At 73.1% G+C, this 14676-nt stretch carries 10 protein-coding genes and 2 pseudogenes; 2 read left to right on the top strand and 10 right to left on the bottom strand.

Annotated elements, in window-relative coordinates:
- Positions 1-331: 331 nt before the first annotated feature.
- The 5 genes and pseudogenes from ABZ920_RS12555 to ABZ920_RS12535 form a co-directional block, all read right to left on the bottom strand.
- Positions 332-1228 (bottom strand): annotated as a pseudogene (locus ABZ920_RS12555) (lysylphosphatidylglycerol synthase transmembrane domain-containing protein); the annotation flags it as partial.
- 77 nt (positions 1229-1305) lie between these two features.
- On the bottom strand, positions 1306-2271 hold the full coding sequence (locus ABZ920_RS12550; RefSeq protein WP_361502420.1) for a methyltransferase domain-containing protein: 966 nt from the start codon (positions 2269-2271) through the stop codon (positions 1306-1308).
- A gap of 59 nt (positions 2272-2330) precedes the next feature.
- Positions 2331-3515 carry a glycosyltransferase family 4 protein gene (locus ABZ920_RS12545; protein WP_361502417.1) on the bottom strand — a complete coding sequence of 395 codons (1185 nt, stop codon included), beginning with the start codon at positions 3513-3515 and terminating at the stop codon, positions 2331-2333.
- Complete coding sequence (locus ABZ920_RS12540; protein WP_361502414.1) at positions 3512-3910, bottom strand: 6-carboxytetrahydropterin synthase; 399 nt, start codon at positions 3908-3910, stop codon at positions 3512-3514. Before ABZ920_RS12540 ends, ABZ920_RS12545 begins: the two co-directional genes overlap by 4 nt.
- 540 nt (positions 3911-4450) lie before the next feature.
- Complete coding sequence (locus ABZ920_RS12535; protein WP_361502411.1) at positions 4451-5425, bottom strand: zinc-binding alcohol dehydrogenase; 975 nt, start codon at positions 5423-5425, stop codon at positions 4451-4453.
- A 105-nt stretch (positions 5426-5530) separates the two neighbouring features.
- On the opposite strand from ABZ920_RS12535, the pseudogene ABZ920_RS12530 reads away from it, so the two are divergent.
- Positions 5531-6244 (top strand): annotated as a pseudogene (locus ABZ920_RS12530) (CDP-alcohol phosphatidyltransferase family protein); the annotation flags it as partial.
- A 518-nt stretch (positions 6245-6762) separates the two neighbouring features.
- Here ABZ920_RS12530 and ABZ920_RS12525 read toward each other — a convergent pair.
- From ABZ920_RS12525 to ABZ920_RS12505, 5 genes are all read right to left on the bottom strand, one after another.
- On the bottom strand, positions 6763-7305 hold the full coding sequence (locus ABZ920_RS12525) for a hypothetical protein (protein ID WP_361502408.1): 543 nt from the start codon (positions 7303-7305) through the stop codon (positions 6763-6765).
- A gap of 339 nt (positions 7306-7644) precedes the next feature.
- Positions 7645-9009: a GH1 family beta-glucosidase gene (locus tag ABZ920_RS12520; protein ID WP_361502405.1), complete on the bottom strand. Its 1365-nt coding sequence runs from the start codon at positions 9007-9009 to the stop codon at positions 7645-7647.
- A gap of 31 nt (positions 9010-9040) precedes the next feature.
- Positions 9041-9943: a carbohydrate ABC transporter permease gene (locus ABZ920_RS12515; protein WP_361502402.1), complete on the bottom strand. Its 903-nt coding sequence runs from the start codon at positions 9941-9943 to the stop codon at positions 9041-9043.
- Entirely contained in the window at positions 9936-10934 is a 999-nt protein-coding gene (locus tag ABZ920_RS12510; protein WP_361502399.1) for a sugar ABC transporter permease, read from the bottom strand. The genes ABZ920_RS12515 and ABZ920_RS12510 overlap by 8 nt, the downstream gene beginning before the upstream one ends.
- 14 nt (positions 10935-10948) lie before the next feature.
- Entirely contained in the window at positions 10949-12265 is a 1317-nt protein-coding gene (locus tag ABZ920_RS12505) for a sugar ABC transporter substrate-binding protein (protein ID WP_361502396.1), read from the bottom strand.
- A 509-nt stretch (positions 12266-12774) separates the two neighbouring features.
- Here ABZ920_RS12505 and ABZ920_RS12500 point away from each other — a divergent pair.
- Positions 12775-14625, top strand: a complete 1851-nt coding sequence (locus ABZ920_RS12500; RefSeq protein WP_361502394.1) for a coagulation factor 5/8 type domain-containing protein — start codon at positions 12775-12777, stop codon at positions 14623-14625.
- The last annotated feature ends 51 nt before the right edge of the window (positions 14626-14676 follow it).

Raw genomic sequence — 14676 nt, 5'->3', positions numbered from 1 at the left:
TCCGGTTCCCCGGTCGGGTTCCGGAGCCGGCGGACGCCGCCGGTGCCGGTGACGCGAGCGCTGGGGAGCCCGGCGCGGAGCCGGCCGGCGGGATCGGTGTCACTGCGTCAGGTGCCCCTGCGTCAGCGGCTGCCGCTGCGGTTGCCGCAGGTGCCCCCGCGTCGACGGATGCGGCCGCCGCTGCCGCGGGTGCGTCCGGTGCCCCCGGACCCGGCTCCGGATCGGCGGGCGCATCCGCTTCCGGTGCGGCCGTCCCGCCGCCGGGGAGCGGACCGGGCCCGCGCAGCCCGGCGTACCATCGGGCGGCGAGGACGAGCAGGCCGGGCAGGCTCGCCACGAGGCTCAGCACCCCGTACACCACCGCGACGGCCAGTCCGGTGCCCGCGCCGAGCCCGGCGGCGCCGAACGCCCAGGCGGTGACGCCCTCCCGCGGTCCAAAACCGCCCACGTTCAGCGGCAGCCCCATCGCGAGCAGCGCGAGGACCGCCAGCGGCAGCAGCACCGGGACGGAGGCAACGGATCCGGTCACGCGGGCCGCGACGACGAACATCGCGAGATGTCCCGTCAGCACGACGGCGGACGACAGCGCGACACCGGGTCCGTTGCGGCGGGAGAGCAGCCCTTCCCGCGCCTCGCCCAGCGTCCGGCGCAGGGCCCGTCCGCGGCGGGACGGCGTCCCGTTCATGCGTAGGGCGAGGACGACGGCGAGCGCGCCGAGGACGGCCAGGCCGGCCGACGGCGCGACGTGGCGCGCCTGTGCCCGCACCGGGGACGGCAGGATCAGCAGCACCGCCACGCCGGCGACGGCCAGGGCGACCTGCCCGGCGACGCGTTCGAGCACCACGGCCCGTACTCCGCGCCCCAGATCGCCGCTGCTCCGCCCGTGCCGCACGGCCCGGTGCACGTCCCCCAGGACGCCGCCCGGCAGTGCCGCGTTGAGGAACAGGGCCCGGTAGTAGTCGGCGACCGCCGCGCCGAGGGGCAGGCGGATGCGCAGGCCCCGGGCCACCAACTGCCAGCGCCAGGCGCTGAAGACGGTGGTCACCAGCCCGATTCCCAGCGCCGCGGCCATCGCCGGCATGTCGATCCGGCGCAGCCCCTCCAGGAAGACACCGGTGCCCAGGCGCCAGAGCAGAACGCCGAGGACGGCGACGCCGGCGACGGTCCCGGCGTGGGCGCGCAGGGCGCGGAGGCCGGCCCGGGTGAACGGGGTGCGGCCCGCCTGCACCCGTCCGGCTTCGGCCACGCCCGGACCGGGGCGCGCGTCCGCCGGGGCGGCCGTCCGGACGTCCAGCGTCTCCACGCTCACGCGCCACCGTCCACGGGCCCCGGCAGCGCCAGCAGGTCGCTGTGGTGGACGGTGACCTCCAAGTCGCCCGCCTCACAGGAGGCCAGGCGGTCCGCCAGGTAGCGCTCGGCGCGCTCCTTCAGCTCGGGGCGCTGCTCGACGGCGGCGCCGACCCAGCCGCGCAGCCACTGCGCGGTCAGGTCGCGCTCGTCCGTGCCGAGCCGCCAGGCGCTCGGGTGCACCCGTACCGTCGCCCCGTGCCGGGCGAACGCCTCGCAGGCCTCGGCGACCGCGTCGGGGCCGAGCAGGCCGGTGCGGCACTGGTGGGCGTTGAACGCCTCGGTGATCTCGGCGTCCAGCGGATCGGACGGGGCGATGTCCACGCGGCCGGCCACCGACAGCGTCAGCAGGGCGGGGCAGCCCGCCCCCGCGCAGGCGGCGGCGAGGGTGTCGACCTCCTCCTCGGTGAGGACGTCCAGCAGGGCCGACGCCGTCACCAGCGACGCGCCGTCCAGGGCGTCCGGGGTGAGCCGGGCGACGTCGCCGCGCCGTGTCTCGACGGTGACCCGGCTGCCGTCGGCGGCGGCGCGCGGGGAGGCGACGGCGGCGAAGTGCAGCAGGTAGGGGTCGCGGTCGTGGAGGACCCAGTGCTGGGGGCCGTCGAGCCGGGGGGCGAGCCAGCGGCCCATCGAACCGGTGCCGCAGCCCAGGTCGTGCACGACGATTCCGCCGTCCGCGCCCGGCAGGGCGGCGAACCGGACCCGCAGCGGGTCGAGCAACTCCTGCGCCCGTGCGGCGGCGTCGGCCGGCTCCCGCAACTGCAGCCACTCGGGCGCGTACCGGGGCGGCTCATCCGGCTCGTCCGCGCGGAGCCGGACCGTGGCGCGCTCACCGGGGCGCGCGGCCGGACCGGCGCCCGGGATGACGGCGCCTGCCCCGGAAGTGCCCGTCGTGACCGGGGCGGTGTCCTCGTCCGAGCCCATTGCGGCCGGTATCGCATCGGCTCCTTGCGCGGCCCGCGCCGGTGGTGTCGTCGTCCGCTTCATGCCGCCCTCCGCGGTTCGTCCGGGAGCCGGCCGAGGACGCCGGCCAGGCTGCGTGCGGTCCGCGCCCAGCCGTCGAGGGCGGCGCGACGGCCGCGGGCGGCCGCCTTCAGACGGCGGCGCACATCGGCCTCGCCGAACCAGCCGCGCAGTTCGGCGGCGAGCGCCGCCGGGTCCTCCGGCGGCACGAGGATGCCGGGCACCCCGCCGTCGGGCGCGCGCCCGACCGCCTCGGACACGCCGCCGACGTCCGTGGCCAGCACCGGGATGCCGCGCGCGAGCGCCTCGGTGATCGCCATGCCGTACGTCTCCGCGTAGGAGGCGAGGACCATCAGGTCGGCGGCCGCGTAGCCGGCGTCGAGTTCGGCGCCGGCCTTCGGGCCCACGAGGTGGATGCGGTCCTGCAGGCCGTGCTCGCGGATCAGGCCGCGCAGCCGCTCGACGTACGCGGGGTCCTGGGTCAGCGCCCCGACGCACACGCACTCCCACGGCAGGTCGGTGACCGCGGCGAGGGCCTCCACCAGCCGGTGCTGCCCCTTGCGCGGGGTGACCGCGGCGACACACAGCAGCCGGGAGACACCGTCGGTGCCGGGGGCGAGCGGCGCGATGTCGGCGCCGGGCGCGGCGACGTGGACGCGTTCGGGGGCGAGGCCGTGGTGGGAGACCAGGCGGCGCACCGCCCAGTCGCTGGTGGCGATCACCGCGGGCACGGCCCGCAGGACCGTGCGCTCCCGGGCGTCCAGCTCGGCGGCCACGGCCGCGTCGAGCCCCGTCTCGTCGCCGAGCGGCAGGTGGACCAGGACGGCCAGGCGCAGCCGCCCGGCCTCCGGGAGGACGACCTCGGGGACGCCGCAGGCGACCAGTCCGTCCAGGAGGACGACGGTGCCGTCCGGCAACTGCCGGAGTGTGCGGGCGAGCTCGTCGCGGGCGGCGGCGTCCGGCCGGGGCCAGTCGCCGTCGACGGCGTGCCCCACGACCTGCCAGCCGAAGCCGGGCAGGTCCAGGCTGACGCGCCGGTCATAGGCGTTGCCGCCGCTCGGCTTGGCCGGGTCGTCGACGCCGCCCGGCAGGACGAAGTGCACGGTGCGCAGGGACATGGGGATGATCCCGAGGTTCTCCAGGCCCGCGCGCTGCGCGGGCACGTAGGCCAGAGACGGTGCCCGGTGGATGGTCGTGTCGGTCACAGGGCACGCTCGTAACTCGCCCAGGCGACGTGCGACTCGTGGAGCGTGACGGTGATCCCGGCGATGCCCTTGGCGCCCTCGCCGAGGGCGCCCTTGTGGATCCGCTCGGCGAGCCGGTCGGCGACGACCTTGGCCAGGAACTCGGTGGAGGTGTTGACGCCGGCGAAGTCGGGCTCGTCGTCGAGGTTGCGGTAGTTCAGCTCGCTGACCACCGCGCCCAGTTCCTGTGTGGCCAGGCCGATGTCGACGACGATGTTGTCGTCGTCCAGCTGTTCGCGCCGGAACGTGGCGTCCACGAGGAACGTGGCTCCGTGCAGCCGCTGCGCGGGGCCGAACACCTCGCCGCGGAAGCTGTGGGCGATCATGATGTGATCGCGGACGGTGACACTGAACAACGGACGACCCTCCAGGTGCGGTGCGTCTGGTCCCCCGGCTGATCCCTGCCGGGGGGATGCCGGGTAGTACGGCTGCAGGCTTCCCCGCGTTCAGCCGGGTCCACCCTTTTTCTCAGGTCAGGCGGTCTTGTCGTCCCGGTTTCAACAGTCGTACCGGTTTCAACGGTCGCGGCGGAGGCGTGTCCGGCCCCCGGCCCGGCGCGCCGCTCGGGAGACCGAGCCGTCCGCCGCCTCGTCGGCCCCTCCGGCCGCGTGCGTGCCGGCTGCCCGCCCGGGAACCGAGCCGGTTGCTGCCTCGGCCCTCACGCCGACTCCTCGCCGCCTCTCGTGCGGGCGCCCCGCGCCGATGGCCCCCGGCCGTGGTGCCAGCATCACACCGACTGCTTCCGGCCCCGCGTCGGGCAACCGCGTCGGCTGCTCTCCCGCCCCCGCGCCGGCCGTCGCGCCGACTCCTCGCCGGCCCCCGCGCCGATCGCCCCCGGCCCACGTGCGGGCCGGCCCGCCGGCTGCCCGTCCGCAGGGGCGCACGCCCCGATCGCCTCAGTCGTCGTACCGGACCCGGTGGCACAGGGCGGGCAGATCCCCGGAGGCGAGCCGCGGCATCACCTCGGGCAGGTCCTCGAAGGCGCACTCCCCGGTGACCAGGGCGTCCAGCGCCGGGTCGGCGAGCAGGTCGAGGGCGAGCGCGAGCCGGTCGGCGTAGCTGCGGCTGGAGCGGGCCGGGGAGACGGTGCCGACCTGGCTGCTGCGGATCGTCAGCCGCCGCGAGTGGAACGCCTCGCCCAGCGGGAGGGCGACGCGACGGTCGCCGTACCAGCTCAGTTCGAGGACGGTGCCCTCGGCCGCGAGCAGTTCCATGGACCGGGCCAGGCCCTGCTCGGTGGCGCTGGCGTGCACGACGAGGTCGCACTGCCCGAGGGCGTCCTCGGGCGCGGCGAAGCCGACGCCGAGGGCCTTCGCGATCCCGGCACGGGCGGGGTCGGCGTCGACCAGCTGCACCCGCACGCCCGGGAAGCGGGCGAGCAGGGCCGCGACCGAGCAGCCGACCATGCCGCCGCCGACCACGGCGATGCGGTCGCCGACCAGCGGCGCCGCGTCCCACAGGGCGTTCACGGCGGTCTCCACCGTGCCCGCGAGGACGGCCCGGCCGGCGGGCACATGCTCCGGCACCGGTGTGACCGCGTCCGCCGGGACGACGTACCGGGTCTGGTGCGGGTACAGGCAGAAGACGGTACGTCCGGTCAGCTCACGCGGCCCCTCCTCGACGATCCCGACGTTGAGGTAGCCGTACTTCACCGGCGCCGGGAAGTCGCCCTCCTGGAACGGCGCCCGCATCGCGGTGTGCTGACTGGCCGGCACTCCGCCGCGGAACACCAGGGTCTCCGTGCCCCGGCTCACCCCGGACCACAGCGCGCGCACCACCACCTCGTCCTCGGCCGGGTCCGGCAGGGCGACGTCGCGTATCTCGCCGTGGCCCGGCGAGCGGAGCCAGAAGGCGCGGGCGGATCGGTTCATCGACGTCCTCCTGAACGATCGGGATGTTGCTCACGTAGAGGTGTGCACAGGCCGCGCACAGTACGCGGCGTTGATCGACTCTGTCATTCGGCCGGAGGGTGTGCGGTGGCCCTGAACAACACTTACGACGCGAGGCCGGTCCAGCTGGAGACCGCTGTGGGAGCGGGCGTGCAGATCCTGCTGCTGGCCCTGCTCGGCACGGCGACCGGCATGGGCCCGGCCGGCTGGCTGGCCGGCCTGGTCTTCGCGTTCGCCACCTGGGCGGTGCTCTCCCGGGCGCTGCACCGGTCGGGGCTGCCCTCCTTCGGCCCCGCCAACCGGGTCACCCTGGGCCGGGCGACGCTCGTCGGCGGTGTGACGGCACTCGTCGCGGACTCCTTCATGGACTCTCCTCCGGTGTCGCTGCTGGTCGGCCTGACGGCGGTGGCCCTGCTGCTCGACGGGGTCGACGGCAAGGTGGCCCGCCGGACCGACACCTGCACCCCGCTCGGCGCCCGCTTCGACATGGAGGTGGACGCGTTCCTGATCCTGGTGCTCAGCGTCCACGTGTCGACGGCGCTCGGCCCGTGGGTGCTGCTGATAGGCGGCATGCGCTACGCGTTCGTGGCCGCCGCCCGTGGGCTGCCCTGGCTGAACGCGCCGCTCCCGCCGAGCACCGCGCGCAAGACGGTCGCCGCGCTCCAGGGCATCTGCCTGCTGCTGGCCGACTCGGAGTTGCTGCCGCAGGCCGCCGCTCTGGGTGTGGTGCTGTCGGCGCTGGGTCTGCTGGTCTGGTCGTTCGGCCGGGACGTGCTGTGGCTGTGGCGGACGTCGCGGGTGTCTCATGCGGTCACCGGGGACGTCGCCGCGGCGGAGCCCGCCGCCGTCGAGGCGGGGCCGGGGCGGACGGCGTCCGCCGGCGGGACGGGATCCGCTGCGCGGGCCGCGGCCGTCCCGGACACGTTGCCGCGCACGGCGTCCGTGCTCCAGGAGACTCCCGCGCGGCGGGTGTTCCTGCCCGGGCAGCGTGCCGGGCGGAAGGCCGTGCCCGCCGAGGGGACCCTGCTCCAGCAGGCCCCTGCCGTGGAGGAAGCCGTGCTGGGCGAGGTGCTGGAGGCGGCGCGGGCAGCGTGAGTCCCGAGGCACCCGCCGTGGCAACCGGCGGGTGGGCAGGGCATGCTCAGGAAAGCGCCGCCCCGAGGCGTCCGCAGCGATCACGGCAACCGGAACGCACCGGACACCACGAACGGCACCGGACACCCAGACACCCCGGCAACGACGGACACCGCACGGCCTGTCCCAGGAAGCGCGCGACGACACCCGGACCGTAGCCGGAGCGCGTGGGTCCGGCCCCGTCCCTACTCGACGCCCGCCGCGTCGAGCAGACGGACCAGATCCTTGCGCCGGTGGCCGAGCAGGGCGGCGCGGTGCGCGGCCGACAGCACCAGATGCGCCACCGTCTGCGCCGCGCGGCCGCCGCCGTCGTCACCGAGCCACTCGTCGGGTTTCTCGACACCGAGCCCGTTCATCACGAGTCCGTGCTCACGGCGGATCTCGGCGACGGTGCCGGCGACCGCGTCCAGGAGTGTCCTGCCCGGCCGTTCGCACTCCAGGGCGAAGCAGCCGCGGTCGGCCGGCACACAGCCCTCCGGCGGGCGGGCGCGCAGCGCCGCGTACCGCTCGTCCCGGCATCCCTCGGTGTCGGAGTCGTCGTGGACCAGGGTGAAGCGGTGGAAACCCGGCCGGGCCGGAGGCGGCGGAGGGGGACTGTACTCCCAGCCGGCGTCCTCATGCAGACACCGCTTGACCTCTTCGTCGTCGGCGTGGGTCACGGTGAAGCCCGTGGCCTCGTTACGGCCGGTCGTCGTGCCGTCCGGGTTGCGGTGGAGGAACAGAGTCATGAGCGCCCCTTCTCGATGCGGACGGACGGGGACATCCGTCACCCGGTCGAACGGGCCGCGCCCACCGCCAGTGCCCGTCCCGGCGAAGCTCACCCGATGAGGTGAACGGGCGGCCGGCAAGGCGCCGAAGCCGCCACCCCCTTCTCCCCCACCGGCACCCCACAGGCACCCGCGCACCCTCCGGCCGGAGCCCGGGGCACGTCCGACTCCACGCCCCCTCCGAGTCGTTCCGGTGACGCCCCGACGGAGATTCACCTCTGCCCTCCCGGCGCCGGCGCCAGGAACCACGCGGCGGGCGCGGGTCCCCGTCCCCGCGCCCGCCGCTCACGGCGAACCCCCTCAGGCGGCCTTGCGGGCCCCGTCCCGGTGCGCCCGGATGATCTCCGCGTACCGGTGTCCGCTGCCCTTGACCATGCGCACCTGGGTCTCGTAGTCCACGTGGACGAGGCCGAAGCGCTTGTCGTAGCCGTAGGCCCACTCGAAGTTGTCCAGCAGCGACCAGGCGAAGTACCCGGCCAGCGGCGCCCCCTTGCGGGCGGCGGACGCGCAGGCGGCCAGGTGCCGCACCAGGTAGTCCTGGCGCTCGGGGTCGTCGACCGTGCCGTCGGGGCGTACGACGTCGGGGAAGGCGGAGCCGTTCTCGGTGATGTAGATCTTCCGGGCGCCGTACTCCTCGGTGAGGCGCAGCAGCAGGGTCTCGATGCCGCTCGCGTCGATCTCCCAGTCCATACCGGTGCGCGGCACGCCGGAGCGGCGCACCGAACGCGCGTGGGGCGCGGGCCCGGTGGGGTCGTCGGTGACGGTGGCCGGGAAGTAGTAGTTCAGGCCGAGCCAGTCCAGCGGCGCCGCGATGGTCTCCAGGTCGCCGGGCTTCTCGGGCAGTTCGACGCCGTAGACCTCGCGCATGTCGGCGGGGAAGCCGCGGCCGTGCACCGGGTCCAGCCACCAGCGGTTGACATGGCCGTCGTGACGGCGGGCGGCCGCCACGTCCTCGGGACGGCCGGAGGCGGGGAAGACGGTGGACAGGTTGTTGACGACGCCGATCCTGGCGTCCGGCGCGGCGGCGCGGACGGCCTGGACGGCGAGGCCGTGGCCGAGGAGCAGGTGGTAGGAGGCGCGGACGGCGGCGGTCAGGTCGGTCAGGCCGGGAGCCATCCGGCCCTCCAGGTGCCCGATCCAGGCGGAGCAGGAGGGCTCGTTGAGGGTGGCCCAGTGGGTGACGCGGTCACCGAGGCGCTCGGCGACGACGGAGACGTACGCGGCGAAGTGCTCGGCGGTGTCCCGCTCCGGCCAGCCGCCACGGTCCTGCAGGACCTGCGGCAGGTCCCAGTGGTAGAGGGTGACGGACGGGGTGATGCCGGCTTCCAGCAGGGCGTCGGTCAGCTCGTCGTAGAAGGCGAGGCCCTGGGCGTTCGCCGGGCCGTCACCGCCCGGCACGACCCGGGGCCAGGCGATGGACATCCGGTAGGCGTTGGTGCCCAGTCGCCGCATCAGGCCGATGTCCTCGCGCCAGCGGTGGTAGTGGTCGCAGGCGACGTCGCCGTGGTCGTTGTTGTCGATCTTGCCCGGGGTGTGGGAGAAGGTGTCCCAGATCGACGGCGAGCGGCCGTCCTCGGTGACGGCTCCCTCGATCTGGTACGCCGATGTGGCCGTGCCCCACAGGAAGTCGTGCGGGAGGGCGGCGAGGTCGATGGCGTCGGACACGTAAGTCCTCTCAAGGGTGGGGGTGGGGGCGTCACTTCACCGCGCCGGCGGTGAGCCCGGCGACGAGGTAGCGCTGCAGCAGCAGGAAGCCGGCGACCACGGGCACGCTGACGACGAGCGAGGCGGCCATGATCTGGTTCCAGTACACGTCGTACTGCGTGGAGTAGCCCTGCAGGCCCACGGCGAGCGTGCGGGTGGTGTCGTTGGTCATGACGGAGGCGAAGAGCACCTCGCCCCAGGCGGTCATGAAGGCGTACACGGCGACGGCGACGATGCCGGGGATCGCGGCGGGCACGACGACCCGGAACAGGGCGCCGAGCGGGCCGCAGCCGTCGACCATGGCGGCCTCGTCCAGGTCGCGCGGCACCGAGTCGAAGTACCCGATCAGCATCCAGATCGAGAACGGCAGCGAGAAGGTCAGGTAGGTCAGGATCAGTCCGCCGCGCGAGCCGAACAAGGCGACGCCGGTGGCGTTGCCGATGTTGACGTAGAGCAGGAACAGCGGCAGCAGGAACAGGATGCCGGGGAACATCTGCGTGGACAGGACCGTGACCGTGAAGACGCGCTTGCCGCGGAAGGCGTAGCGGCTGACGGCGTACGCGGCGAAGATCGCGATGACGACGGAGCAGACGGTCGCCGCACCCGCCACGATCAGCGAGTTCACGAAGTACTTCGCCAGCGGCACGGTCGACCAGATGTCGATGTACGGGCGGATCGTCAGCTCGCTCGGCAGCCAGCGGAACGTGCCGGTGACGTCCGCGAGCGGCTTCAGGGAGCTGGAGACCATCACGTAGACCGGCAGCAGGACGAAGCCGGTCAGCAGGGTGAGGACGATCCGCCGGCTCCAGAGGAAGGACCGGGGCGGCGCCATGGGCGAGCGGCGCGGGGCCTCGGCGGCGTTCGGCAGACGGGGCGCCCGGGTGGTGCTAGACATCGGCCGTCTTCCTTCCTCGGGAGGTCAGCAGCAGGTACGCGCCCGTCACGACGAGCAGGAACAGCAGCAGCAGGACGGACATGGCGGAGCCGGTGCCGAAGTCCCAGGTCCCGAAGGAGGCCTGGTAGATGTGGACGGAGATGAGGTCCGCGGCTTCGGGGGCGGCCTTGCCGAACAGGACGAACGGCGTGTTGAAGTCGTTGAACGTCCACAGGAACAGCACCAGGACCAGCACCTGGTTGACCGGCCGCAGCGACGGCAGGGTGATGCGGCGGATCTGCTGCCACACGCCGGCGCCGTCGAGGGCGGCCGCCTCGTACAGGTCCTTCGGGATGTTCTGCAGGCCGGCCATGACGATGAGGAAGGCGAACGGCCAGCCCTTCCACACCGACACGGTGAGCAGCGCGGCGAAGCTGTTGCCGCCGATGAGCCAGAAGGAGGGCTCGTCGGTGAGGTGCAGCTGCTCGTGCAGCACGTGGTTCACCAGGCCGTTGTCGTGCTGGAACATGAACACCCAGGTGATCACCGCGGCGTACACGGGCAGCGCGTACGGCACCAGGAACAGTGCGCGCAGCAGGCCGCGGCCGCGGAAGGTGTCCTGCATGCAGATCGCGGCGGCCGTGCCGATCAGCCAGCACAGGGCGACCGACAGCACGGTGAAGCCGACCGTGACGAAGAAGGAGTGGAGCAGTGCCTCGCCGACGGGCTCGTCGACGTCCACCGCCACGCGGTAGTTGTCGAAGCCGGACCAGGGCGCGCTGCCCCAGTTGTTGAGGAAGAAGCGCGTGAGCTGTTTGAAGCTCATGACGATGCCGATCACCATCGGCACCAGGTGGACGAGGAGTTCGAGGAGGAGGGCGGGCAGGAGCAGCAGGTACGGCAGTCCGATGCGGCGGATCCGCCCGGTGCGGCGCGGGCCGCGCTCCGCACCGGGGGAACTCTTGCGCACGGTCGGTCCGGCGGCCTCCGCGGGGGTGGCAGTGGTCGTCATGACGGTGTCCGCGCTCACTTCGCCGGCATCTGCTGCTGGGCCTTCTCCAGCTTCGCCTTCACCGACCGGGTGGTCACCGCGCGTCCGGACGCGGCGTCGGCGAACAGCTCCTTGACGGCCGTGCCGACCGCCGTCTCGAACTGCGACTCGTCGGCGACCTGCGGCAGGGCGGCGGCGCTGCCGGCGAGGGTGTTCTTCAGGACGGCGTTGGCCGGGGTGTTGAAGGCGGGATCCGTCTGCGCGGCCTTCACGGGCGGGATGGAGCTGTAGGCCTTGTTGAGGACGATCTGCTCGGCGTCGCTGGTCATGAACTTCACGAACTTCGTGGCACCGTCGAGGTTGTCGGTGTTCTTGAAGACGGCCAGGTTGATGCCGGCGACCATGGAGTTGACCTGGGTGCCCGGCCCCGGCGTGCCGGACTGCACGGGCACGGGGGCGATGCCGTAGGCGTCCTCGCTCATGCCCTGCGACTTGAGGTTCGCGGAGGCGGACTGCCACAGCAGCATGGCCGTCCTGCCCTTGGCGAAGTCGCTGACCGACTGGTTCTGCGCGTACTCGGCGTTGCCCGCCGGGATGGCCTTGTCCTTGGCCATCAGGTCGACGTACTGCTTGATTGCGGCGACCGCGCCGTCACTGGCGAAGTCGGGCTTGCCGTCGGCGGTGAAGAAGTCGGCCCCGTGCTGCTTGGCGAAGACGAAGACGTGGTGGATGTTCTCCGACAGGTTGGACCCCTCGGCGCCGAGGACCTGCTTGCCCTGCGCCTGGATCTTCTTCCCGTCGGCGACCAGTTCGGCCCAGGTGGCCGGGGGCTTGGTCAGCCCGGCGTCGGCGAAGATCTGCTTGTTGTAGTAGAGGGCGTACGCCATCGAGTAGAGCGGCACCGCGGCCGGGTCCTGGCCCTGGGTGCCGGTCGAGCCGAGCGCGGAGTCGACGAAGCGGTCCCTGCCGCCGATCTTGCCGAAGTTCTTCGCGTCCCAGGGCAGCAGCGCGCCGGTGGCCTGCAGGGAGGCGCTCCAGGTGTTGCCGATGTTGAGGACGTCGGGACCCTGACCGGAGGTGGTCGCGGTGAGGATCCGGTTCAGCAGGTCCGACCAGGGGACGACCTCCAGCTCGACCTTGATGCCCGTCTGCTTCTCGAACTTGTCGAGTTCGGGCTGGAGGACCTTCTTGTCGACCTCGATACTGGCGCCCTGGTTGGAGGCCCAGTACGTGAGCGTCTTGGGCGAGTCGTTCGACCCGCCGCCCGTCGGCGAACCGCCTCCGCAGGCCGAGGCGGCCAGGACGAGAGACAGGGTGACGGCGCCTACGGCCGCGGCTCGGATGCTGCGCATGGCTCCTGGTGTCCCTTTCCGGGAGTTCCGGGGTTGTCCGGGTGCCTTGGGTTCTCCGGGCGTCGGTGCGGAACCGCCGCGAGGGCGTGGGCAGGATGACGTCCCCGGACGGCCCGTTCGACTCCCGAATCACCTCAGGACTTAATTTACGACGTGAGTTAATCGGCGCGGCCAAGGCTCGTCAAGAGATGCGGCGAGGTTAATCGGCGGGGGGCGGCGGCGGGCGCGCGGCAGTCGCCCGTACACAGCCGCCGGCCGCCTGTTGACCTGCGGCAGAAGCCGCTTGCCGCCCCACTGCAACGGTTCGGTCTCGACGCACCCACCCACGGCGGCCGCGGCGGCCACCGCACGGACCGGCACCCACCGTCGACCTGACGCTCTCTCAACGATCGTTGAAGGAACTGCCGTTCAACCTCTTGACGCTGCGTTCACGCAGATGAAGCATTCAGCGGCGAGAGAGCGCTCTCACACTCCACGCTGTTCACTTTCTGAACCAGGAGAGCCGCCCCATGCCCCCTGCCTCCCCGAACGCCCCCGTCCCGCAGCCGCCCACTCCCGGTCGCGAGACCCCGCTGGGCCGCCGCACCCTGCTCGGCGTCGCCGCGGCGACCGCGCCCGTGCTGGCGGGACTCGCCGCGCCGCCCGCGTCCGCCGCGGGCGGGCCGGCCGCGGCCCACGAAAAGCGCCGCCCGGCCCACCCCAAGCCGCGCGCCCTGCCCGGCGGCGGCGACCTCGGCCCGAACGTCATCGTCTTCGACCCGTCGACGCCCGGCATCCAGGCCCGCCTGGACGAGGTGTTCCGCCGGCAGGAGTCGGCGCAGTTCGGCACCGGCCGCTGGGCCCTGCTGTTCAAGCCAGGCACCTACCACGGCCTCAACGCCCAGCTCGGCTTCTACACCTCCATCGCCGGTCTCGGCCTCTCCCCCGACGACACGACGATCAACGGCGATGTCACGGTCGACGCGGGCTGGTTCAACGGCAACGCCACGCAGAACTTCTGGCGCAGCGCGGAGAACCTCGCCCTCGTCCCGGCGAACGGCACCAACCGCTGGGCCGTGGCCCAGGCCGCCCCCTTCCGCCGCATGCACGTCCGCGGCGGCCTCGACCTCGCACCCAGCGGCTACGGCTGGGCCAGCGGCGGCTACATCGCCGACAGCCGCGTCGACGGCCAGGTCGGCCCGTACTCCCAGCAGCAGTGGTACACCCGCGACAGCGCCATCGGCAGCTGGCTCAACGGCGTGTGGAACATGGTCTTCTCCGGCGTCGAGGGCGCCCCCGCGCAGAGCTTCCCCAACCCGCCGTACACCACGCTCGACACCACCCCCGTCTCCCGGGAGAAGCCCTTCCTGTACGTCCAGGGCAGCGAGTTCCGGGTCTTCCTGCCGCAGAAGCGGACGAACGCGCGCGGTGTCACCTGGGGCAGCGGCACCCCGAGGGGCACCTCGCTGCCGCTGTCGCAGTTCTACGTCGCCAGGCCCGGCGTGAGCGCGGCCACCCTCAACCAGGCTCTCGCACAGGGCCTGCACCTCCTGCTCACCCCGGGCATCTACCACGTGGACCAGCCGATCCAGGTCAACCGCGCCGACACCGTCGTCCTCGGCCTGGGCTACGCCACGATCGTCCCGGACGGCGGCGTGACCGCGCTGAAGGTCGCGGACGTCGACGGCGTGCGGCTCGCCGGGTTCCTCATCGACGCCGGACCCGTCAACTCCGCGACGCTGCTGGAGGTCGGCCCGCCCGGCGCGTCGCGGGACCACTCGGCCAACCCGACGACCGTGCAGGACGTGTTCATCCGGATCGGTGGCGCGGGCGCCGGCAAGGCGACCACGAGCATGGTCGTCAACAGCCGTCACACGATCGTCGACCACACCTGGGTCTGGCGCGCCGACCACGGCACGGGCGTGGGCTGGGAGACCAACCGGGCCGACTACGGCGTCGTCGTCAACGGCGACGACGTGCTGGCGACGGGCCTGTTCGTGGAGCACTTCAACAAGTACGACGTGCAGTGGTACGGACAGCGCGGCCGCACGATCTTCTTCCAGAACGAGAAGGCGTACGACGCCCCGAACCAGGCCGCGATCCAGAACGGCCCGGTCAAGGGTTACGCCGCCTACAAGGTCGGCGACGCCGTGACCCAGCACGAGGGCTGGGGCCTGGGCAGCTACTGCTACTACAACGTCGATCCGACCATCGTGCAGCACCACGGCTTCTCCGCCCCGAACCGGCCCGGCGTGAAGTTCCACGACCTGCTGGTGGTCTCCCTCGGCGGCAACGGCCAGTACGAACACGTCATCAACGAGACGGGCGCGCCGACGTCGGGGACGTCGACGGTGCCTTCGACGGTGGTGTCGTATCCGTGACGGCGATCCTGTGCGGCGCGGCGGCGGTCCGGGGCACGCCGGCTCCCTGAG

The organism is Streptomyces sp. NPDC046831, from assembly GCF_040645305.1.
Taxonomy (GTDB): Bacteria; Actinomycetota; Actinomycetes; order Streptomycetales; family Streptomycetaceae; genus Streptomyces.
The sequence above is the reverse complement of the archived record's forward strand: the minus strand, read 5'-3'. Positions and strand labels throughout refer to the sequence as shown.

Excerpts from the sequence above, each read along its gene's own strand:
- ABZ920_RS12550 (WP_361502420.1), bottom strand. The coding sequence starts at position 2,271 with ATGGGCTCGGACGAGGACACCGCCCCGGTCACGACGGGCACTTCCGGG.
- ABZ920_RS12535 (WP_361502411.1), bottom strand. The coding sequence starts at position 5,425 with ATGAACCGATCCGCCCGCGCCTTCTGGCTCCGCTCGCCGGGCCACGGC.
- ABZ920_RS12525 (WP_361502408.1), bottom strand. The coding sequence starts at position 7,305 with ATGACTCTGTTCCTCCACCGCAACCCGGACGGCACGACGACCGGCCGT.
- ABZ920_RS12515 (WP_361502402.1), bottom strand. The coding sequence starts at position 9,943 with ATGTCTAGCACCACCCGGGCGCCCCGTCTGCCGAACGCCGCCGAGGCC.
- ABZ920_RS12510 (WP_361502399.1), bottom strand. The coding sequence starts at position 10,934 with ATGACGACCACTGCCACCCCCGCGGAGGCCGCCGGACCGACCGTGCGC.
- ABZ920_RS12505 (WP_361502396.1), bottom strand. The coding sequence starts at position 12,265 with ATGCGCAGCATCCGAGCCGCGGCCGTAGGCGCCGTCACCCTGTCTCTC.
- ABZ920_RS12500 (WP_361502394.1), top strand. The coding sequence starts at position 12,775 with ATGCCCCCTGCCTCCCCGAACGCCCCCGTCCCGCAGCCGCCCACTCCC.